Annotated in this window: 13 protein-coding genes and 5 pseudogenes; 11 read left to right on the forward strand and 7 right to left on the reverse strand. The window is 63.3% G+C overall.

Annotated features, from left to right (window positions below; all coding sequences use genetic code 11):
* Positions 1 to 14 precede the first annotated feature (14 nt).
* From gshB to rsmI, 3 genes are all read right to left on the reverse strand, one after another.
* The gene (gene gshB, locus CUR85_RS05445; protein WP_067265317.1) at positions 15 to 950 is read right to left on the reverse strand and encodes a glutathione synthase; all 936 of its coding nucleotides are present in this window, start codon (positions 948 to 950) and stop codon (positions 15 to 17) included.
* 105 nt (positions 951 to 1055) lie between these two features.
* Entirely contained in the window at positions 1056 to 1454 is a 399-nt protein-coding gene (locus tag CUR85_RS05450; RefSeq protein ID WP_067265340.1) for a YraN family protein, read from the reverse strand.
* Between the two features lie 22 nt (positions 1455 to 1476).
* A complete protein-coding gene (gene rsmI / locus CUR85_RS05455; RefSeq protein WP_067265320.1) occupies positions 1477 to 2334 on the reverse strand; it encodes a 16S rRNA (cytidine(1402)-2'-O)-methyltransferase in 858 nt (285 codons plus the stop codon).
* An 87-nt stretch (positions 2335 to 2421) separates the two neighbouring features.
* On the opposite strand from rsmI, the pseudogene CUR85_RS05460 reads away from it, so the two are divergent.
* From CUR85_RS05460 to murJ, 4 genes and pseudogenes are all read left to right on the forward strand, one after another.
* A pseudogene (locus CUR85_RS05460) lies at positions 2422 to 3602 on the forward strand (penicillin-binding protein activator).
* Positions 3562 to 6383, forward strand: a pseudogene (locus CUR85_RS05465) ([protein-PII] uridylyltransferase). Before CUR85_RS05460 ends, CUR85_RS05465 begins: the two co-directional pseudogenes overlap by 41 nt.
* Before the next feature lie 127 nt (positions 6384 to 6510).
* Positions 6511 to 7161, forward strand: coding sequence for a CHAP domain-containing protein (locus tag CUR85_RS05470; protein ID WP_280322120.1), 651 nt, complete (start codon positions 6511 to 6513; stop codon positions 7159 to 7161).
* 10 nt (positions 7162 to 7171) lie between these two features.
* The gene (murJ, locus tag CUR85_RS05475) at positions 7172 to 8713 is read left to right on the forward strand and encodes a murein biosynthesis integral membrane protein MurJ (protein WP_136720534.1); all 1542 of its coding nucleotides are present in this window, start codon (positions 7172 to 7174) and stop codon (positions 8711 to 8713) included.
* Here the strand turns inward: murJ and CUR85_RS05480 are convergent.
* Positions 8710 to 9369, reverse strand: a complete 660-nt coding sequence (locus CUR85_RS05480) for a rhomboid family intramembrane serine protease (protein WP_343245411.1) — start codon at positions 9367 to 9369, stop codon at positions 8710 to 8712. The genes murJ and CUR85_RS05480 overlap by 4 nt on opposite strands.
* A gap of 101 nt (positions 9370 to 9470) precedes the next feature.
* Here CUR85_RS05480 and trpS point away from each other — a divergent pair, with 101 nt between their 5' ends.
* From trpS to CUR85_RS05500, 4 genes and pseudogenes are all read left to right on the forward strand, one after another.
* Positions 9471 to 10487 (forward strand): tryptophan--tRNA ligase, encoded by a 1017-nt coding sequence (trpS, locus tag CUR85_RS05485; protein ID WP_067264097.1) that lies wholly within the window; start codon positions 9471 to 9473, stop codon positions 10485 to 10487.
* Positions 10488 to 10696: 209 nt separating this feature from the next.
* Positions 10697 to 11801, forward strand: a pseudogene (locus CUR85_RS05490) (class II histone deacetylase).
* 9 nt (positions 11802 to 11810) lie between these two features.
* Positions 11811 to 12383, forward strand: a complete 573-nt coding sequence (locus CUR85_RS05495; protein ID WP_067261520.1) for a nitroreductase family protein — start codon at positions 11811 to 11813, stop codon at positions 12381 to 12383.
* On the forward strand, positions 12374 to 13108 hold the full coding sequence (locus CUR85_RS05500) for an EI24 domain-containing protein (RefSeq protein ID WP_067261519.1): 735 nt from the start codon (positions 12374 to 12376) through the stop codon (positions 13106 to 13108). The genes CUR85_RS05495 and CUR85_RS05500 overlap by 10 nt, the downstream gene beginning before the upstream one ends.
* Here the strand turns inward: CUR85_RS05500 and CUR85_RS05505 are convergent.
* Positions 13041 to 13334, reverse strand: a complete 294-nt coding sequence (locus CUR85_RS05505) for a DUF1467 family protein (protein ID WP_067261517.1) — start codon at positions 13332 to 13334, stop codon at positions 13041 to 13043. The two genes, CUR85_RS05500 and CUR85_RS05505, sit on opposite strands and share 68 nt — an antisense overlap.
* A 2-nt stretch (positions 13335 to 13336) precedes the next feature.
* A complete protein-coding gene (gene mce / locus CUR85_RS05510) occupies positions 13337 to 13741 on the reverse strand; it encodes a methylmalonyl-CoA epimerase (protein WP_067261515.1) in 405 nt (134 codons plus the stop codon).
* Positions 13742 to 13867: 126 nt separating this feature from the next.
* Between mce and CUR85_RS05515 the strand changes: the two are divergent.
* Positions 13868 to 14586, forward strand: a pseudogene (locus CUR85_RS05515) (response regulator).
* Positions 14587 to 14595: 9 nt separating this feature from the next.
* On the opposite strand, the pseudogene CUR85_RS05520 reads toward CUR85_RS05515, so the two are convergent.
* Positions 14596 to 15317 (reverse strand): annotated as a pseudogene (locus CUR85_RS05520) (GNAT family N-acetyltransferase).
* A 149-nt stretch (positions 15318 to 15466) separates the two neighbouring features.
* On the opposite strand from CUR85_RS05520, the gene CUR85_RS05525 reads away from it, so the two are divergent.
* Both CUR85_RS05525 and CUR85_RS05530 read left to right on the forward strand, forming a co-directional pair.
* Entirely contained in the window at positions 15467 to 15640 is a 174-nt protein-coding gene (locus tag CUR85_RS05525) for a hypothetical protein (protein WP_209274039.1), read from the forward strand.
* Positions 15641 to 15698: 58 nt separating this feature from the next.
* Positions 15699 to 16175, forward strand: coding sequence for a hemerythrin domain-containing protein (locus tag CUR85_RS05530; RefSeq protein ID WP_067261510.1), 477 nt, complete (start codon positions 15699 to 15701; stop codon positions 16173 to 16175).
* The last annotated feature ends 48 nt before the right edge of the window (positions 16176 to 16223 follow it).

Consider the following 16223-nt stretch of genomic DNA (forward strand, 5'->3'; position numbering starts at 1 on the left):
ATGCTGGCGCAGGCTCACCCGCGCTTGGCCTCAATCGCCTCCCAGATTTTTCCGGCGATATTCTCGCCATCGAACCGTTCCAGTTCTTGAATGCCGGTGGGAGAGGTCACGTTGATCTCGGTCAGATAGTCACCGATCACATCGATCCCGACAAAGATTTGGCCCTTTTCCTTGAGCAACGGCCCGATGGCCGCACAGATCTCGAGATCACGCTCGGTCAGCCCGACCTTCTCAGGCCGCCCGCCGACATGCATGTTCGACCGCGTCTCACCCTCCGCCGGGACGCGGTTGATCGCGCCCACCGGCTCCCCCTCCACGAGGATGACGCGCTTGTCGCCCTTGGATACGGCAGGCAGGAATTTCTGAACGATGAGCGGCTCACGCGAGAAGCCGGTGAACAATTCATGCAGGGAGGTGAGGTTGCGGTCATTGGCGTCCAACCGGAACACTCCGGCACCGCCGTTGCCGTAAAGCGGTTTCAGGATTACATCGCCATGCTTCGCCTTGAAGCCTTTGATGGTCGAAAGGTCGCGTGCAATCGTGGTGGGCGGCGTCAGATCGGGGAAGTCGAGAACCAGAAGTTTTTCGGGGTAATTGCGGACCCAAAAGGGATCGTTGACCACCAAGGTGGTTTCTTTCAGCCGGTCCAGCAGGTGGGTCGAGGTGATGTAATGCATGTCGAAAGGCGGGTCTTGGCGCAGCCAGACCACGTCGAAATCCGCCAGATCGACCTCGCGCTCTTCTCCGAACCGGGCATGATCGCCCTGCACGCGCTGCACGGTAAAGTCATAGCCCCGCGCGGTGATCCGCCCCTCTTGGTACGCCAGATGGTCGGGCGTGTAGAAGAACAGCTCATGCCCCCGCGCCTGCGCCTCTTCGGCCAGCCGAAAGCTGCTGTCGGCATTGATGTTCACGTCCCCGATCGGGTCCATTTGAAAGGCGATTTTCATCGGCGTCCCCCGCTGCTTACCTTTGTCGTGATCCGACCCGGACCGACGGTGCAGGCTTCTGGGATCGCTTCTTAGATGGCGCAGCAGGGGCCTATGCGCAATGGGTCAGCCGTGGCCAAAGGCGTTTTCGATGATTTCGGTGGCCCCCTGCCCATCGACAAGCGCCACGTCAAAGCGCACCTCGGTCAGGCTTCCTGCAGGTTCGCCGGCAAGAAATTCCTCGGCGGAGCGGTAGATGCGCTGCATCTGTCGGGCAGAAAGGCTTTCGGCGGCCCGCGCGAAACTACCGCTTTGTTTCACCTCGACAAAGATCAAGGCAGCCCCATCGCGCAGGATCAAATCAATTTCACCAGCGCGGCCCCGCCAACGGCGGCGGGCGATGGCAAAACCACGCCTTTCATAGTCCTGCGCGATGCGGTTTTCGGCGGCGATCCCGGCGTGATAGGCCATGCGCCCCCGTTGGCGTTTGGTCGCAGTTCGTATCCCCGTATCACCCTGCGCCATTTTCATCGCTCCGACCTATGTTTTAACCTTTGCCGAGCGCCAATGCCGCTTGATAGACCTGCCGCCGTGGCAGGCCATGGGCCTGCGCCACCAAATCGACAGCGTCACGCATCGACATTTCTGTAAGCGCCCGTTGCAAATCTGTTTCTAGGTCAAGGTGATTAACAGAGTCTGAACGGCTGCGATCAATCAGCACGACCACTTCGCCTTTTGGCGCCTTCGCTTGATAAAGCTCGGCGAGATTTTCGAGGGTATCGCGCTGGATCTCTTCGAATTTCTTGGTCAACTCCCGGCACATTGCCGCTTTGCGCCCCGCGCCCAGTGCCGTTGCCGCATCGCGCAGCATGGCGCCAAGCCGTTTGGGCGATTCGTAAAAAACCAGTGTTCCCGGCACGTCGCGCAGCTTTTCCAGCGCCGCGATGCGTGCCGATTTGCTGTTGGGCAGGAAACCCGCAAAGAAAAATGCATCCGTCGGCAGGGCGCCCAAGGCCAGCGCGGTCAGCACGGCCGATGGCCCCGGCGCGCAGGTCTGCATCACGCCCGCTCCGGCTGCGGCGCGGCTTAATTCAAACCCCGGATCGGCGATCAGCGGCATGCCCGCCTCCGACGCATAGGCGACTGATTTGCCCTCGCGGATGGCCGCGATCAGCCGCTCTTGCACCGATGTGCCGCTGTGATCGTGCAGCGCCAGCACCTTGCGCCCATCAAGCGGCACCCCATGAATTTCCATCAGCCGCCGCAGGCTGCGCGTGTCCTCTGCCGCCAGCAAATCCGCCGAGGCCAGCGTGTCGAGCGCGCGCAACGTGATATCGCGTGCGGTGCCGATGGGGACGCCCACGAAATAAAGTCCCGGGGCTAGCTCTGTCTTGTCAAATTTCAACGCTGGACCCGCCTTTCGCAGTCACTATGATCGCGGCCATGTTCCGGCGACCATCGTCGTCTTGCCACCACCGGGGAGTGAATACAAATGATTGCCTGTTTCCGCGCCATCCGCAAGAAGATGCACCTGCTCTTGCTGCCGCTCTTCGCGGTCCTGCTGGCGGCCTGTCAGCCTGTCGCCACGGGTGGCGCCAATTCCGGCGGCCCGCGCATCGACCCTGCGGCCCCGTTCCCGTGGCGCTCTTGGTTCCGCGCGGCGGCACGGCCAGTGATGAGTTGCTGGCCAAGAACCTCGAAAACGCTGCGCGCCTTGCGATGCGCGATCTAGATGGCGTCCAGATCGACCTGCGCGTCTATGGCACTGCGGGCAATGCCAGCACAGCCGCATCCGTCGCTGCGCAGGCGGTGAATGAAGGGGCCAAGATCATCCTTGGCCCGGTTTACGGCGAAGCGGCCAATGCGGCTGGGGTGGCCGTGGCCTCCTCCGGGGTTAACGTGATCTCCTTCTCGAACAACCCGACCATCGCGGGCGGCAATGTCTTCGTGCTCGGGCCGACTTTTGCCAATACCGCCAACCGGTTGGTGAGCTTTGCCAAACGCAACGGCAAGGACAAAATGGTCGTGCTGCATGGTCAGGACCTTGCCGGACAGCTGGGCCGTGACGCGATCGTTCAAGCGATCAGCGCCAATGGCGCGACGCTGGCAGGCACCGTCGATTACGCGCTGAGCCAAGAGTCGGTCGTGGCCGCCGTGCCGCGCGTCAAAGCAACCATCGAAGGCAGCGGCGCCAATGCGCTCTTCCTCACCACCTCCTCGGCCAGCGCCTTGCCGCTTTTCGCGCAGCTTCTGCCCGAGGCTGGCATCCAATCGGCCACCACGCAGTATGTCGGCCTGACCCGTTGGGACATCCCCGCCCAGACACTGGAACTGCCCGGCGTTCAGGGCGGCTGGTTTGCCCTGCCCGACACGGCGGCGAGCGGTGCCTTCTCGAACCGCTACACCGCGGCCTATGGCAGTGATCCGCACCCGCTGGCCGGGCTGGCCTTTGACGGGATCGCGGCGATCGGCTCCTTGGTGAAGGGCGGCAAATCCAACGCGCTTTCCGGGGCCGCGCTGACCCAGGGGGCGGGTTTCCAAGGCGCCAGCGGCATCTTCCGCCTGCGCCGCGATGGCACCAACGAACGCGCCTTGGCCGTGGCCACGATCCGCGACAACCGCGTCGTCGTGCTTGACCCGGCACCGCGCGGCTTTGGCGGGGCTGGTTTCTGAATTGGACCTCGCGAAACCGACAACAACATCAGGCGCGCATCGACACCCGCGCCTGATTTGCGCGCCCGAGCAAATCTTTGACGACACGGCCATTTGGCAGGCTCTCGCCCAGCGCGACAGCACGCTGGAGGGCGCAGCCCTCAGGGCCGAGATCGTCCCCCTGATCCAAGAAGCCCAGCAGGGGGGCCGCAAAGCCATTGCGGCGGGCTTTGCTGAATCGCCCTTCGATGCCCGGGCGATGACCTCTTCCTACACCTATCTCACCGACCAACTGCTGCGCTGCGTCTTGCAGATCGCCACGCAGGTGTTGCACCCCAACCCGAACCCGACCGAGGGTGAACGGCTCGCCATGATTGGCGTGGGCGGCTATGGCCGGGGAGAGATGGCGCCTTTTTCCGATGTCGATCTGCTGTTCCTCATCCCCTACAAGGCCACCGCATGGTCGGAGAGCGTGATCGAATCGATGCTCTATATCCTGTGGGATTTGAAGCTGAAGGTCGGCCACGCCACCCGCACCATCGACGACTGCCTGCGGCTGGGGGCGGATGATTTCACCATTCAGACCGCCCTGCTGGAAAACCGCTTCATCGACGGCGATGTGACCCTTGCGCAAGAGCTTTCCGAACGGCTCAAGAACGAACTTTTCTCAGGCGCGGGAAAGGATTTCATCGAAGCGAAACTGGAGGAGCGCGACAATCGCCACCTGAAACAGGGTGAGCGCTATATGGTCGAACCCAACGTCAAGGAAGGCAAAGGCGGGCTGCGCGATCTGCATTCGCTGTTCTGGATCGCCAAATTCATCCATGACGTCGACCGGGTCGCGGATCTGGTCGATCTCGGCGTGTTCCGCGCCGATGAATACGACACCTTCCGGGAGGCCGAGGCCTTTCTCTGGGCCGTGCGGGGGCACCTTCACCTGATTGCCGGGCGCGCGACGGAACAGCTGACCTTCGACATGCAGGTGCAGGTCGCCCAAGCCATGGGCTATCAGGACATCGGGGGCCGGCGGGGCGTCGAAATCTTCATGCAGGCCTATTTCCGCCATGCCACCGCGGTGGGGGATCTGACGCGCATCTTCGTCAGCGGGCTCGAAGCGTCCCATATGAAGGCCGAACCGCTGCTGGAACGCATCTTCCGCCGCCGCCCGAAAATCCGCGAGGGGTTTCAGGTGGTCCACAACCGCATCGCGGTGAAGGACGACGAAGAGTTTCTACAAGACAAGCTAAACCTGTTGCGCATCTTCGAAGAGGCACTGCGCACGGGGATGTTGATCCACCCCGATGCGATGCGGCTGATCAAGGCCAACCTCGCGCTGATCGACGATGATATGCGCCGCACGCCCGAAGCCCGGCGCATCTTCCTCGACCTGCTGTTGAAACACGGCAACCCCGAACGTTCACTGCGGCGGATGAACGAATTGGGCGTCTTGGGCGCTTTCATCCCTGAGTTCGAGCCGATCGTCGCGATGATGCAGTTCAACATGTATCATTCCTACACGGTGGACGAGCACACCATCCAATGTATCGCCAACCTCGCCCGGATCGAGAAGGGCGAGCTGGAAGAGGAACTGCCCGTCGCCTCCTCGATCCTGAAACGCGGGTGAACCGCAAGGTGCTCTATGTGGCGCTGCTGCTGCATGACATCGGCAAGGGGCGGCCCGAGGATCATTCTATCATCGGTGCGAAACTGGCGCGGCGCATTGGCCCTCGGTTGGGGCTGAAACGCGACGAGGTCGATACCGTGGAATGGCTGGTGCGCTATCACCTGCTGATGTCCGACATGGCCCAGAAACGCGACATCGCCGATCCGCGCACAGTGCGCGATTTTGCCAAGGCGGTGCAGACGGTCAAACGGCTCGACCTGCTTTGCGTGCTGACGATCTGCGACATTCGTGGCGTCGGGCCGAATACGTGGAACAATTGGAAAGCGGTGCTGATCCGCGCGCTCTATCGCCAGACCGAGCGGGCGCTGGAAACCGGGCTCGAAGACCTCAACCGCGAAAACCGGGGCGCGGAGGCCAAGAAAGCCCTGCGCGCCGCGCTCTCCGATTGGCCGCGCAAACGTCTGCAGCGTGAGACGGCCCGCCATTATCCGCCCTATTGGCAGGGTCTGCATGTCACCGCCCATGTCGCCTTTGCGGAACTGCTGCGCGACATCGGCAATGACGATATCCGCATTGATCTGCACCCCGACGAAGACCGCGGTGCGACGCGGGCCTGTTTCGTCATGGCCGATCACCCCGGCATCTTCGCCCGGCTCGCCGGCGCGCTCGCGCTGGTCGGCGCCAATGTGGTGGATGCGCGCAGCTACACCACGAAGGACGGTTTCGTCACCGACGCTTTCTGGATTCAGGACAGCGAGGATCAACCCTATGAGGCCAGCCGCCTGCCGCGGCTGCGCGAGATGATCCTCAAGACCCTGCGCGGCGAGATCGTCGCCCGCGATGCGCTGAAATCCCGCGACAAGGTCAAGAAACGCGAACGCGCCTTCAAGGTGCCCACGCATATCACCTTCGACAACGAAGGTTCGGAAATCTACACGATCATCGAGGTCGACACCCGCGACCGGCCCGGTCTGCTCTATGATCTGACGCGCACCTTGGCGGCCTCCAATGTCTATATCGCCAATGCGGTGATCGCGACCTACGGCGAACAGGTGGTCGATACCTTCTACGTCAAGGATATGTTCGGCCTGAAATACTATACCGAGGCCAAGCAGCGCACCTTGGAGAAACGCCTGCGCGAAGCGATTGCCGCAGGGGTGGAGCGGGCCGAAGGCTAGGGTTCCTTCGGCTTGCCCCAACGGCAAAATACCGCCACCGGCTATTTTCGCGCTTTGTTTTTGACCTCGGATCCTGAAAATCCCTTTCAACCCGGCAAAAGCACGGGATTCCATGAATGAGGGACATATGAGCGTGACACGCGCCGCACTGCCGAACCGGGGCCTGACGGCCCTTTGCGCCACACTTCTTCTCACGGCAGCCTGCGCCAAAGCGCCTGATATCCCGCAGTCCTACGATTTCGGCGGCATCGATCCCCAGCGGCATTTCATGGCTGTGCAAACCGCCCAAGACATGCGCGCCAAGGGCCAGCGCGTTTGGTGCGTGCCCTTCGCCCGCAATGTCAGCGGCATCCAGATTCGCGGCAATGCGGAGACATGGTGGGGCAAGGCCAAGGGGCTTTACCCACGCGGCGATGATCCCGTCGTCGGTGCTGTGATGGCCTTCAGCGCCACCCGCTCCATGCCGATGGGCCATATCGCTGTGGTTTCCGACATCGTCTCACCGCGCGAAATCCGGGTGGATCACGCCAATTGGAAGCGCAACGAGGTTTCACTGAAAATGGCGGTGATCGACGTCTCCGACGACAACGACTGGTCCGCCGTGCGCTTGGAAAGCCAGCCGGGCGCCTTTGGCAGCACCTATCCCATCAACGGGTTCATCTACCCCACGGGGGATAAGCGCCGGTTTGCCAAACCGGCGGGCGGGGCCATTCAGCCCCGCTCACCGCGATTGCACCGGGTGAACGCCCGCGCTAGGGATCACCGCAGCGCAATTTAAGGCTCCTCCGATGAAACCTATCCGTCTTATGTCCGGCTTTTTCACTGTCGGGGTCTGGACCCTGCTGAGCCGCGTGCTCGGCTTCCTGCGCGAAGTGCTGCTGCTGTCACTCATCGGCCCCGGCCCGGTCATGGACGCTTTCGTCGCCGCCTTCCGCCTGCCCAATATGTTCCGCCGCTTCTTTGCCGAGGGCGCGTTCAACGCGGCCTTCGTGCCGATGTTCGCCAAAAAGCTGGAGGGCGAGGAAGGCGCCGGGACATTCGCCCGCGATGCCTTCAACGGCTTGTCGCTGGTGGTGCTGGCGCTGACCGCTTTGGGCATGATCTTCATGCCCGGCCTGGTCTGGCTGACCGCCGAAGGTTTCGTCGGAGACCCGCGCTTTGACATGACAGTCGCCTTTGGCCGCATCGCCTTTCCCTATATCCTCTGCATGTCACTGTCGGCGCTGTTCTCGGGCATCCTCAACGCCACTGGGCGCTTTGCTGTAGCCGCCGCAGCACCGGTGCTGCTGAACATCTTCGTCATCGCCGCCATGACCTTTGCCGCGCTCACCGGGGGCGAAGTGGCGCTTTGGCTGATCTGGTCGATCCCCGTCGCAGGTGTGGCACAGCTGGCGCTGACATGGCGCGCCGCGGCCCAAGCGGGTTTCCCGCTGCGCCCCTCCCGCCCGCGTTGGACCCCCGACATGCGCGCGATGATCGTCATCGCCCTGCCCGCCGCGCTGGCCTCGGGCGTGATGCAGATCAACCTCGTGGTCGGGCAATTGGTGGCGAGCCAATATGACAAGGCCGTCTCATGGCTCTTCGCCGCCGACCGCCTCTATCAACTTCCCTTGGGCGTGGTGGGCATCGCCGTGGGCATCGTGCTGCTGCCCGACCTGTCGCGCCGCCTGCGGGCCGGAGACGACGCAGGCGCGCAAACCGCGCTCAGCCGCGCCGCCGAGATTTCGCTGGCGCTGACGATCCCCTCTTCGGTCGCCCTGATCGTGATCCCCTTCGCGCTGGTCACCGTGCTATTCGAGCGCGGCGCCTCGGGCGTCGATGACACCGCTGCGATTGCCACGGCGGTGATGGTTTACGGCCTCGGCCTGCCCTCCTTCGTGCTGCAAAAAATCCTGCAACCGGTCTATTTCGCCCGCGAAGACACCCGCCGCCCCTTCCATTTCGCCGTGATCGCCATGGTGGTGAACGCGGCCCTCGCCATCGGCCTTGCCCCCTTCATCGGCTGGATCGCCCCGGCGGTCGCCACGACGCTGGCAGGCTGGACGATGTTTGCCTGCCTCGCCATCGGCGCGCGGCGCTTTGGCGACGCCGTCAAATTCGACGCGCGGTTCCACAAACGCATCTGGCGCATCCTCATCGCCTCCGCCGCCATGGGGGGCGCGCTCTGGCTGGGCAATGCGGCACTGCAACCGATGCTGGGCCTACCGTGGTGGCGCGGGCTGGCGCTGGTGCTGCTGCTTATCATCGCTGCGGTCAGCTACTTCGGTGTCGGCCAGCTGATCGGCGCATTCCGCCTGTCGGAGTTCAAATCGGCGATGCGGCGCGGTTAACGCTGCTGCAACCGCGCCCGCAGTCGCGCCCATTCCCCGGGCGCGACCAGAAAGCTCAGCCCGAAACCACAGATAAACCCCGCCAGTTCCGCCACCCAGAGAAAACCAGTCTCGAAAAAGATGCCCCAGAACAGCTGCAACCCCATCAGCAGCGCGATCAGCGTAAAGGCCTGATACTGCGGCCCGCCCGAGCCCAGCAGCCGCCGCCACATCACGAAACTATAGCCGCCGATCAGCCCGTAAACATTGGGATAGGCCCCGGCGAGCCAAACCGGATCGTTCAACAGCGCCCCGTAAACCAGCGCCCCGCCGATCCCCGACAGCACAAAGATCGCCAAAAACGCCAGTTGTCCCATCGCCTCGGCCACCATCTTGCCCAAGGCCAAAAGCAGCACCACAGCGAAAATCGCATGGGTAAAGCCCAAATGGATGAAGGGGTAAGTCACCACCCGCCAGATATGCTCGATCGGGTACTGGCCTGCGCCAATCATCGCATCAAAGATCAGCCCCGAAAAACCAAAGTCGCGCACCAGCGCCAGTCGCCAGCCTACGGCAGCGGGGCCGCCCACCAGCCCGGCCTCGGCCAAAGAGAGCACCACCTCGACCCCGGCGATGGCCAGAAACAAAATGACAACCGCGGGCGGCAGCGGGTTCACGGGGGCTGGAGGTCTGGGTCTTGCATGGGCGCTCCTTGACGGGGTTCGCGGCCAGAAGTAAGCCTGCCGCGCAAGACTTTCCAGCCCAGAGGTGCCTCCCGATGTCCGAGACCCAATTCACCCCGCGCGTGTTTTCCGGCATTCAGCCCTCGGGCGACCTGCATTTGGGCAACTACCTCGGCGCGCTGAAACGTTTTGCCAATGCGCAGGAAAAGGGCGTACAATCGATCTACTGCATGGTCGACCTGCATGCGATCACAGTCTGGCAAGACCCGGCGGACCTGAAGAAAAGCACCCGCGAGCTCTGCGCCGGATTCATCGCCTCGGGCATCGACCCCGAAAAATCCATCCTAATCAACCAAAGCCAAGTGCCTGAGCACGCGCAGCTGGCTTGGGTCTTCAACTGCGTCGCGCGCATGGGCTGGATGGGCCGCATGACCCAGTGGAAGGACAAGGCCGGCAAAAACGCCGAAGCCGCCTCGCTGGGGCTTTTCGCCTACCCCGCGCTGATGGCCGCCGACATCCTGATCTACCACGCCACCCATGTGCCGGTGGGCGAGGACCAGAAACAGCACTTAGAGCTCACCCGCGACATCGCCGCGAAGTTCAACCACGACTACGGCGTCGACTTCTTCCCGCTCACCGAACCGGTGATCGAAGGCGCGGCCACCCGCGTCATGTCTCTGCGCGACGGGTCCAAGAAGATGTCAAAGTCCGACCCCTCGCCCGCGAGCCGCATCAACCTGACCGACGATGCCGACACGATCGCCAAGAAGTTCCGCAAGGCCAAGACCGACCCCGACGCCCTCCCGTCCGAGGCCGAGGGGCTGAAGGACCGCCCCGAGGCGCGCAACCTCGTGAACATCTACGCCGCCCTCAGCGACCGCACCGTCGATCAGGTGCTGGCGGAGGTCGGCGGCCAGCAATTCGGCACCTTCAAGCCTGCGCTGGCGGAACTGGCCGTCTCCAGAATGGGCCCGATCACCGCCGAAATGCAGCGTCTGATGGCCGACCCGGCCGAGATCGACCGCATCCTCGCCCGCGGCGCGGAACAGGCGCGCGAGATCACCGCCCCGATCCTCAAACGCACCTATGAGATCGTCGGCATGGTCGGCTAACCACCAAAAACCCTAGCGCCCCCCAAAGGCGCTAGGGCCACCCCAAGCCCCCGCTTTCCACCCAAAGCGCCCCCTTCCCCCCCTTCATCCTTTCTCAAATACCAAATCCCGCACCCACCTCACGCGCCACCGCCCGCGTGAGCCCCCGCGCCATGGACAATCCCGCCGCCCTGCGCCACCTTCCCCGCAAGGATGAAGGGGAGCACAAGATGACCACAGGTTTTTTCTGGGACGAACGCTGCTTTTGGCACGCAGGGGGCAACTACGTCTTTACCACGCCGGTGGGCGGGCTGGTGCAGCCCCTCGCCGCCGGGGCCTGCCGGAAAACCCCGAGACCAAGCGCCGGATGAAGAACCTGATGGAGGTGACGGGGCTCTTCGCCGAACTCGACACCCGCAGCGCCGCCCCCGCCAACCGGGAGGCTTTGGCGCGGGTGCATCCCGAAACCTATCTTGATGACTTCAAGCGCCTCTCGGATGCGGGGGCGGTGAGCTGGGCCATGCGGTGCCCTTCGCCCGTGGCGGCTATGAACTGGCCGCGCTCTCTGCCGGGCTGTCCATCGCCGCCGTCGATGCCGTGGCGCGGGGCGAGCTTCAGAACGCCTATGCCCTCAGCCGCCCGCCGGGGCATCACTGCCTGCCGGACCTGCCCAACGGTTTCTGCCTTCTCGCCAATATCGCCATCGCCATCGAAGCCGCGCAGGCCAAGGGGCTGGCAAAGCGCGTCGTCGTGCTGGATTGGGACGTGCATCACGGCAATGGGACCGAGGCGATCTATTATGACCGCGATGACGTGCTGACCATCTCGCTCCACCAAGAGGGGAATTACCCCATCGACACCGGCGGCCTGAAAGATCGCGGACGCGGGGCGGGCGAAGGCTATAACATCAACCTACCGATGCACGCAGGCTCGGGCCATACCGCCTACCTCCACGCGATGGACCGCGTGGTGATCCCAGCGATCGAGGCTTTCGCCCCCGACATGATCATCGTCGCCTGCGGCTATGACGCGGCGATCATCGACCCGCTGGCGCGAATGCAGGCCACCGCCGAAACCTTTGCCGAGATGACCAAACGCATTCGCAGCACCGCTGAGCGGCTTTGCGATGGCAAGCTGGTGCTGGTGCATGAGGGCGGCTATTCCGAGGCCTATGTCCCCTTCTGCGGCCATGCCACCATCGCCGCGCTGAGCGGCAGCGAGATTGACGCGCCGGACCCGATGGCGCGGTCGCTGAATGCGCGCCAACCCTCGCCCGCCTTTGATGCCTTCCTCCGCCAGTCGATTGACGATATGGCGCAGCAACTGGACCTGTAAGAGACCCCGATGCCCGTAGCTGATCCTTCCGCCCTCGCCTTTTTGCAAAACCGCCGCTCGCGCCCGGCCAAGACACTGGGCCTGCCGGTGCCCGATGCCAAGGCCCTGCGCCCGCTTCTGACCGCCGCCGCGCGCACGCCGGATCATGGCAAGTTGGAGCCCTGGCGTTTCGTGGTCATCGACCGTGCCGCAATGGCGCGTTTGGCAGAGGTGGTCGAGACACGCGGCGCGGCGCTTGGCCTTGGGGCCGAGGACATCACCAAAGGGCGCGGGCAGTTCGATCAGGGCAACCTCGCCGTGGCGGTGATCGAGGTGCAAAAACCCTCTTCCAAAATTCCGCCGCTGGAGCAGACCTATTCCGCCGGGGCGGTTTGCCTCGCGCTTCTGAATGCCGCCCTCGCCGCAGGCTGGGGCGCCAATTGGCTCAGCGGTTGGCCCGCCCATGACCGGGGTTTCATGGAAGAGGGCTTGGCCCTCGCCCCGCATGAGCGCATCGCGGGCATCATTCACATTGGCACCGAAACCACCGCCCCGCCGGAGCGTCCGCGCCCGGACATCGACGGGATCACCACATGGCTGTAGGCGCGATCTTCAGGTCATTCACCCGGGCGCTTGGCCAATTGGGCGATGCGCGCTTTCGCAAGGTGGTGCTCTTGGGCGTGGGCCTGTCGCTGGCGCTGCTGATCGCGGCCACGGCGGGCTTTGCCTATCTGGTGGATTGGGTCACCCCCGAAGACGCTTGGCTGCCCGTGCTAGGCGAGGTCAACTGGCTCGACGATTTGCTGAGCTGGAGCGCGCTGATCCTGCTCATGGTGCTGTCAGTCTTTTTGATGGTGCCCGTGGCCTCGGCGATCACCTCGATGTTTCTCGATGAGGTGGCCGATGCGGTGGAAGAGGTGCACTACCCCCATCTGCCCCCCGCGAACCAAGTCAGCATGGGCGACGCCATCCGCGACACGGTCAATTTCATGGGCGTGCTGGTGGGGGCGAACCTGCTGGCGCTGGTGCTTTATCTGCTCTTCGCCCCAGCGGCGCTGTTCATCTTCTGGGGGCTGAACGGGTTTCTGCTGGGGCGGGAGTATTTCACCCTCGCCGCGCTGCGCCGCCACGGGCGGGACGAGACCAAGCGCCTGCGTCGCCGCCATGCGGGCACGATCTGGATGGCCGGGGTGCTGATGGCGGTGCCGCTTTCGGTGCCGCTGCTGAACCTGCTGATCCCGATCCTAGGCGCGGCGACCTTTACCCACCTGTACCATGCGTTGGTGCCGCATTCGGATGCAGCCAGCCTTCGATATCCGCCACGCTGATCCAGCCCGACAGGATGATCGTCGCGCTGATCGCCCAGATGATCGCGGCGACCAGCGTGGTCCACAGCGCCTTACGGCCCAGATGATGCTGCTCGGGCGCGCCCGCATGGGTGCCCGGCACCACCTCGCCCGCGTCGCCTTGGGTTTGCACCCGGATCGGCAGGGCGATCAGGAATGTCATCGACCAGATGACGGCAAAGAGGACGAGCCCCGAAACGATCCCCATGATCAGACCTCCTCAAGCTCGACGAGCGCGCCGTTGAAATCCTTGGGGTGTAGGAACAATACCGGCTTGCCATGCGCCCCGATCTTCGGCTCGCCCGAGCCCAAGACACGCGCGCCGGTGGATTTCAGATGGTCCCGCGCGGCGAGGATGTCTTCGACCTCATAGCAGATGTGGTGGATGCCACCCGCCGGGTTCTTTTCCAGAAAGCCGTTAATTGGGCTGTCTTCGCCCAAGGGATGCAGCAATTCGATCTTGGTATTCGGCAGTTCGATGAAGATCACGGTCACCCCGTGGTCCGGTTCGGCCTGCGGCGCGCCGACCTTGGCCCCAAGCGCGTGGCGATACTGATCCGCCGCCGCTTCGAGATCCGGCACCGCGATGGCCACATGGTTAAGACGTCCGATCATCCTGAATGCTCCTCGTGATTTGCCAGCTTTATGCCCGCCGCCCCGGTAAACAACAATGCGTCACGTTAACGCGTCATTAGCCAACGCGGCGTAACGATGGCGCAGCATTTGTTGTTGGAGGCGATGATGGACGATACCGACCCCTTTGAAAGACCGACCCTCACCCCCACGGCGGAGCGGCCTCTGCTAGGCCTTACCGTTCTGGTGGTCGAAGACAGCCGTTTCGCCTGTGAGGCGATGCGCCTGCTCTGCCTGCGCTCGGGCGCGCGGATCAGACGGGCGGACTGCCTGCGCTCGGCCCGGCGGCATTTGCAGGTCTACCGCCCCAGCGTGGCGCTGGTCGACCTTGGCCTGCCTGACGGCAGCGGGTTGGACCTGATTGCAGAACTCATGCAAAGCACACCCCGGGTCGAGGCGATCATCGCCATCTCGGGCGACAGCCATATGGAGCCTGACGCCCGCGCGGCGGGGGTGGATGGCTTCCTGTCCAAGCCGATCACCTCGCTATCCTCCTTTCAGCAAGCCATCCTCGCCGCACTGTCCGACGACCGCCGCCCCGGGGGCCGCGCATCCTGCCGGATGAGGATGTCACCCCCGACCGGATCGGTTTCCAAGATGACATTGCCCATATCGCTGACGTGCTGGGGGACGCGCCCGACAATCAAACGCTGGATTACGTCGCGCAATTCCTGTGCGGGGTGGCCCGTTCGGCCAATGATCAACGTTTGGAAGAAGCCGCACGCGCCTTGGCCCATAAACGCGCCCTCGGCCAACCCGCGGGGCCTGAGACCGCAGCCATCACCGGCATGATCCGGCACCGCCTTGCCGAAAAGCTGGCGATCTAGCCTGACGGGTTAAAGCGTCGGATCCCTGGCCACCCGGACAAGGCGGGTCAGATCGCCAAGCCGCTCTTTCTGCTGCCCCTGCTCGTCGAAATTGCCGGGGGCAAGCCAAACCTCGAACGCCTCTTTCAGCGCGGGCCATTCCGTGTCGATCGCGGCGAACCAAGCCGTGTCGCGATTGCGCCCTTTGACGATGGTCGCCTGCCGAAAGACGCCCTCATAACTCAGCCCCAGACGCTGCGCCGCGCGGCGCGACGGACGGTTGAGCGCGTCGCACTTCCACTCGAATCTGCGATAGCCCGCCTCGAAGGCCCATTGCATCATCAGGAATATCGCCTCGGTCGCTGCCGGGGTGCGCTGAAGCGCGGGGCTGAAGTTGATATGGCCCACTTCGATGCTGCCCGCCTCGGGCTTGATCCGCAGGAAACTCGCCACGCCCAGCCATTGGTCCCGCGCGCGGTCTTTCACCGCCATGAAATAGGGATCGGCCTTTCCCGCAGTGTCGCGCACCCAACGGTGGTACTGCGCCGCCGAAGAGAATGGCCCGTAGGGCAGATAATCCCAAACGTGATCCTCCCCCAGATAGGCGGGGTAAAGCAGCGCCGCGTGTTTCTCGGCCGAAAGCGGTTCCAACACCACATGCTGCCCGGTGAGCACCTCTCCCCCGGGCGCGGCGGCTCGGACCAATTCTCAACAAGGGGGCCAACGGGGCGCGGGTCAGATTTACTGTTCATGGAAAAGTTATGCACCGGCGTTTTCGAGCCGCCAAGCTGAATAAACTTGAAATAATCGCATCAGACCCCAGTCTTGGCCTCCAAGCTACACATTGATGCCACAATCAGCCTTCAGCATCGTCGCAACCGCAAAGACCCGGGAGGGTGAGATGAGCCAGCAGCACAGAAAGGACAGCGCGACACCCGCAAAGCCGGTCGACTGGATCGTTGTGGGCGCGAATGCGCTTGGGCTGGTCGTCGTCGCCTTGGCCGCATTTCACGCGCAAACCGGCGGGCTGTTCCAAGAGGTTGCCAGCCAAGCGGCGCAGGGAACGGTCTTCTAAGGCGGGAACCTGCCGGTGGCTGCGGCGTTAGCCACAGGTAACACCAAAGGATTTCCCCATGCCCTCCATCTATGACGCGATCAAAGAAGATCATGATGAACACCGCGCCCTGCTGAACACCATTGCCGACACCGAAGGCGACAGCGCCGAGCGCCGCAAAGCTTGGGATCGCTTTTACCATGACGTGAAATCCCACGCCGCCGCCGAGGAAGAGACCTTTTATTCCACGCTGATGTCCGAAACATGGGGCCAAGATCACGCCCGCCATTCGGTGCATGAGCACCAACAGCTTGACGACATCATGGAGGAATTGCGCGAAACCGATATGTCCTCTTCGGCTTGGCTGACTCGTTTCAAGCAGCTCAAGCATGATTACGAGCATCACATGGATGAGGAAGAAGACGAGCTTTTCACCCGTGCCAAGAAGGTTATCGGCGAGGAACAGAACGACGCCTTCGGCGACAAGTTCCTGAAGCGTAAGGAAAAGGAAGCCAAACTCATCGAGGAAAAGCGCGAAGACAGCCTTGAGGATTGACCCAAACCGCTCTTCCCTGCTAAATGTGTTCCCTTAACGTTCTTGTGG

The organism is Sulfitobacter faviae (genome assembly GCF_029870955.1).
GTDB lineage: Bacteria > Pseudomonadota > Alphaproteobacteria > Rhodobacterales > Rhodobacteraceae > Sulfitobacter > Sulfitobacter faviae.

Coding starts and splice junctions, on each gene's coding strand:
- gshB (WP_067265317.1), bottom strand. CDS start 950: ATGAAAATCGCCTTTCAAATGGACCCGATCGGGGACGTGAACATCAAT.
- CUR85_RS05450 (WP_067265340.1), bottom strand. CDS start 1,454: ATGGCGCAGGGTGATACGGGGATACGAACTGCGACCAAACGCCAACGG.
- CUR85_RS05470 (WP_280322120.1), top strand. CDS start 6,511: ATGAGCGTGACACGCGCCGCACTGCCGAACCGGGGCCTGACGGCCCTT.
- murJ (WP_136720534.1), top strand. CDS start 7,172: ATGAAACCTATCCGTCTTATGTCCGGCTTTTTCACTGTCGGGGTCTGG.
- trpS (WP_067264097.1), top strand. CDS start 9,471: ATGTCCGAGACCCAATTCACCCCGCGCGTGTTTTCCGGCATTCAGCCC.
- CUR85_RS05495 (WP_067261520.1), top strand. CDS start 11,811: ATGCCCGTAGCTGATCCTTCCGCCCTCGCCTTTTTGCAAAACCGCCGC.
- CUR85_RS05500 (WP_067261519.1), top strand. CDS start 12,374: ATGGCTGTAGGCGCGATCTTCAGGTCATTCACCCGGGCGCTTGGCCAA.
- CUR85_RS05505 (WP_067261517.1), bottom strand. CDS start 13,334: ATGGGGATCGTTTCGGGGCTCGTCCTCTTTGCCGTCATCTGGTCGATG.
- mce (WP_067261515.1), bottom strand. CDS start 13,741: ATGATCGGACGTCTTAACCATGTGGCCATCGCGGTGCCGGATCTCGAA.
- CUR85_RS05525 (WP_209274039.1), top strand. CDS start 15,467: ATGAGCCAGCAGCACAGAAAGGACAGCGCGACACCCGCAAAGCCGGTC.
- CUR85_RS05530 (WP_067261510.1), top strand. CDS start 15,699: ATGCCCTCCATCTATGACGCGATCAAAGAAGATCATGATGAACACCGC.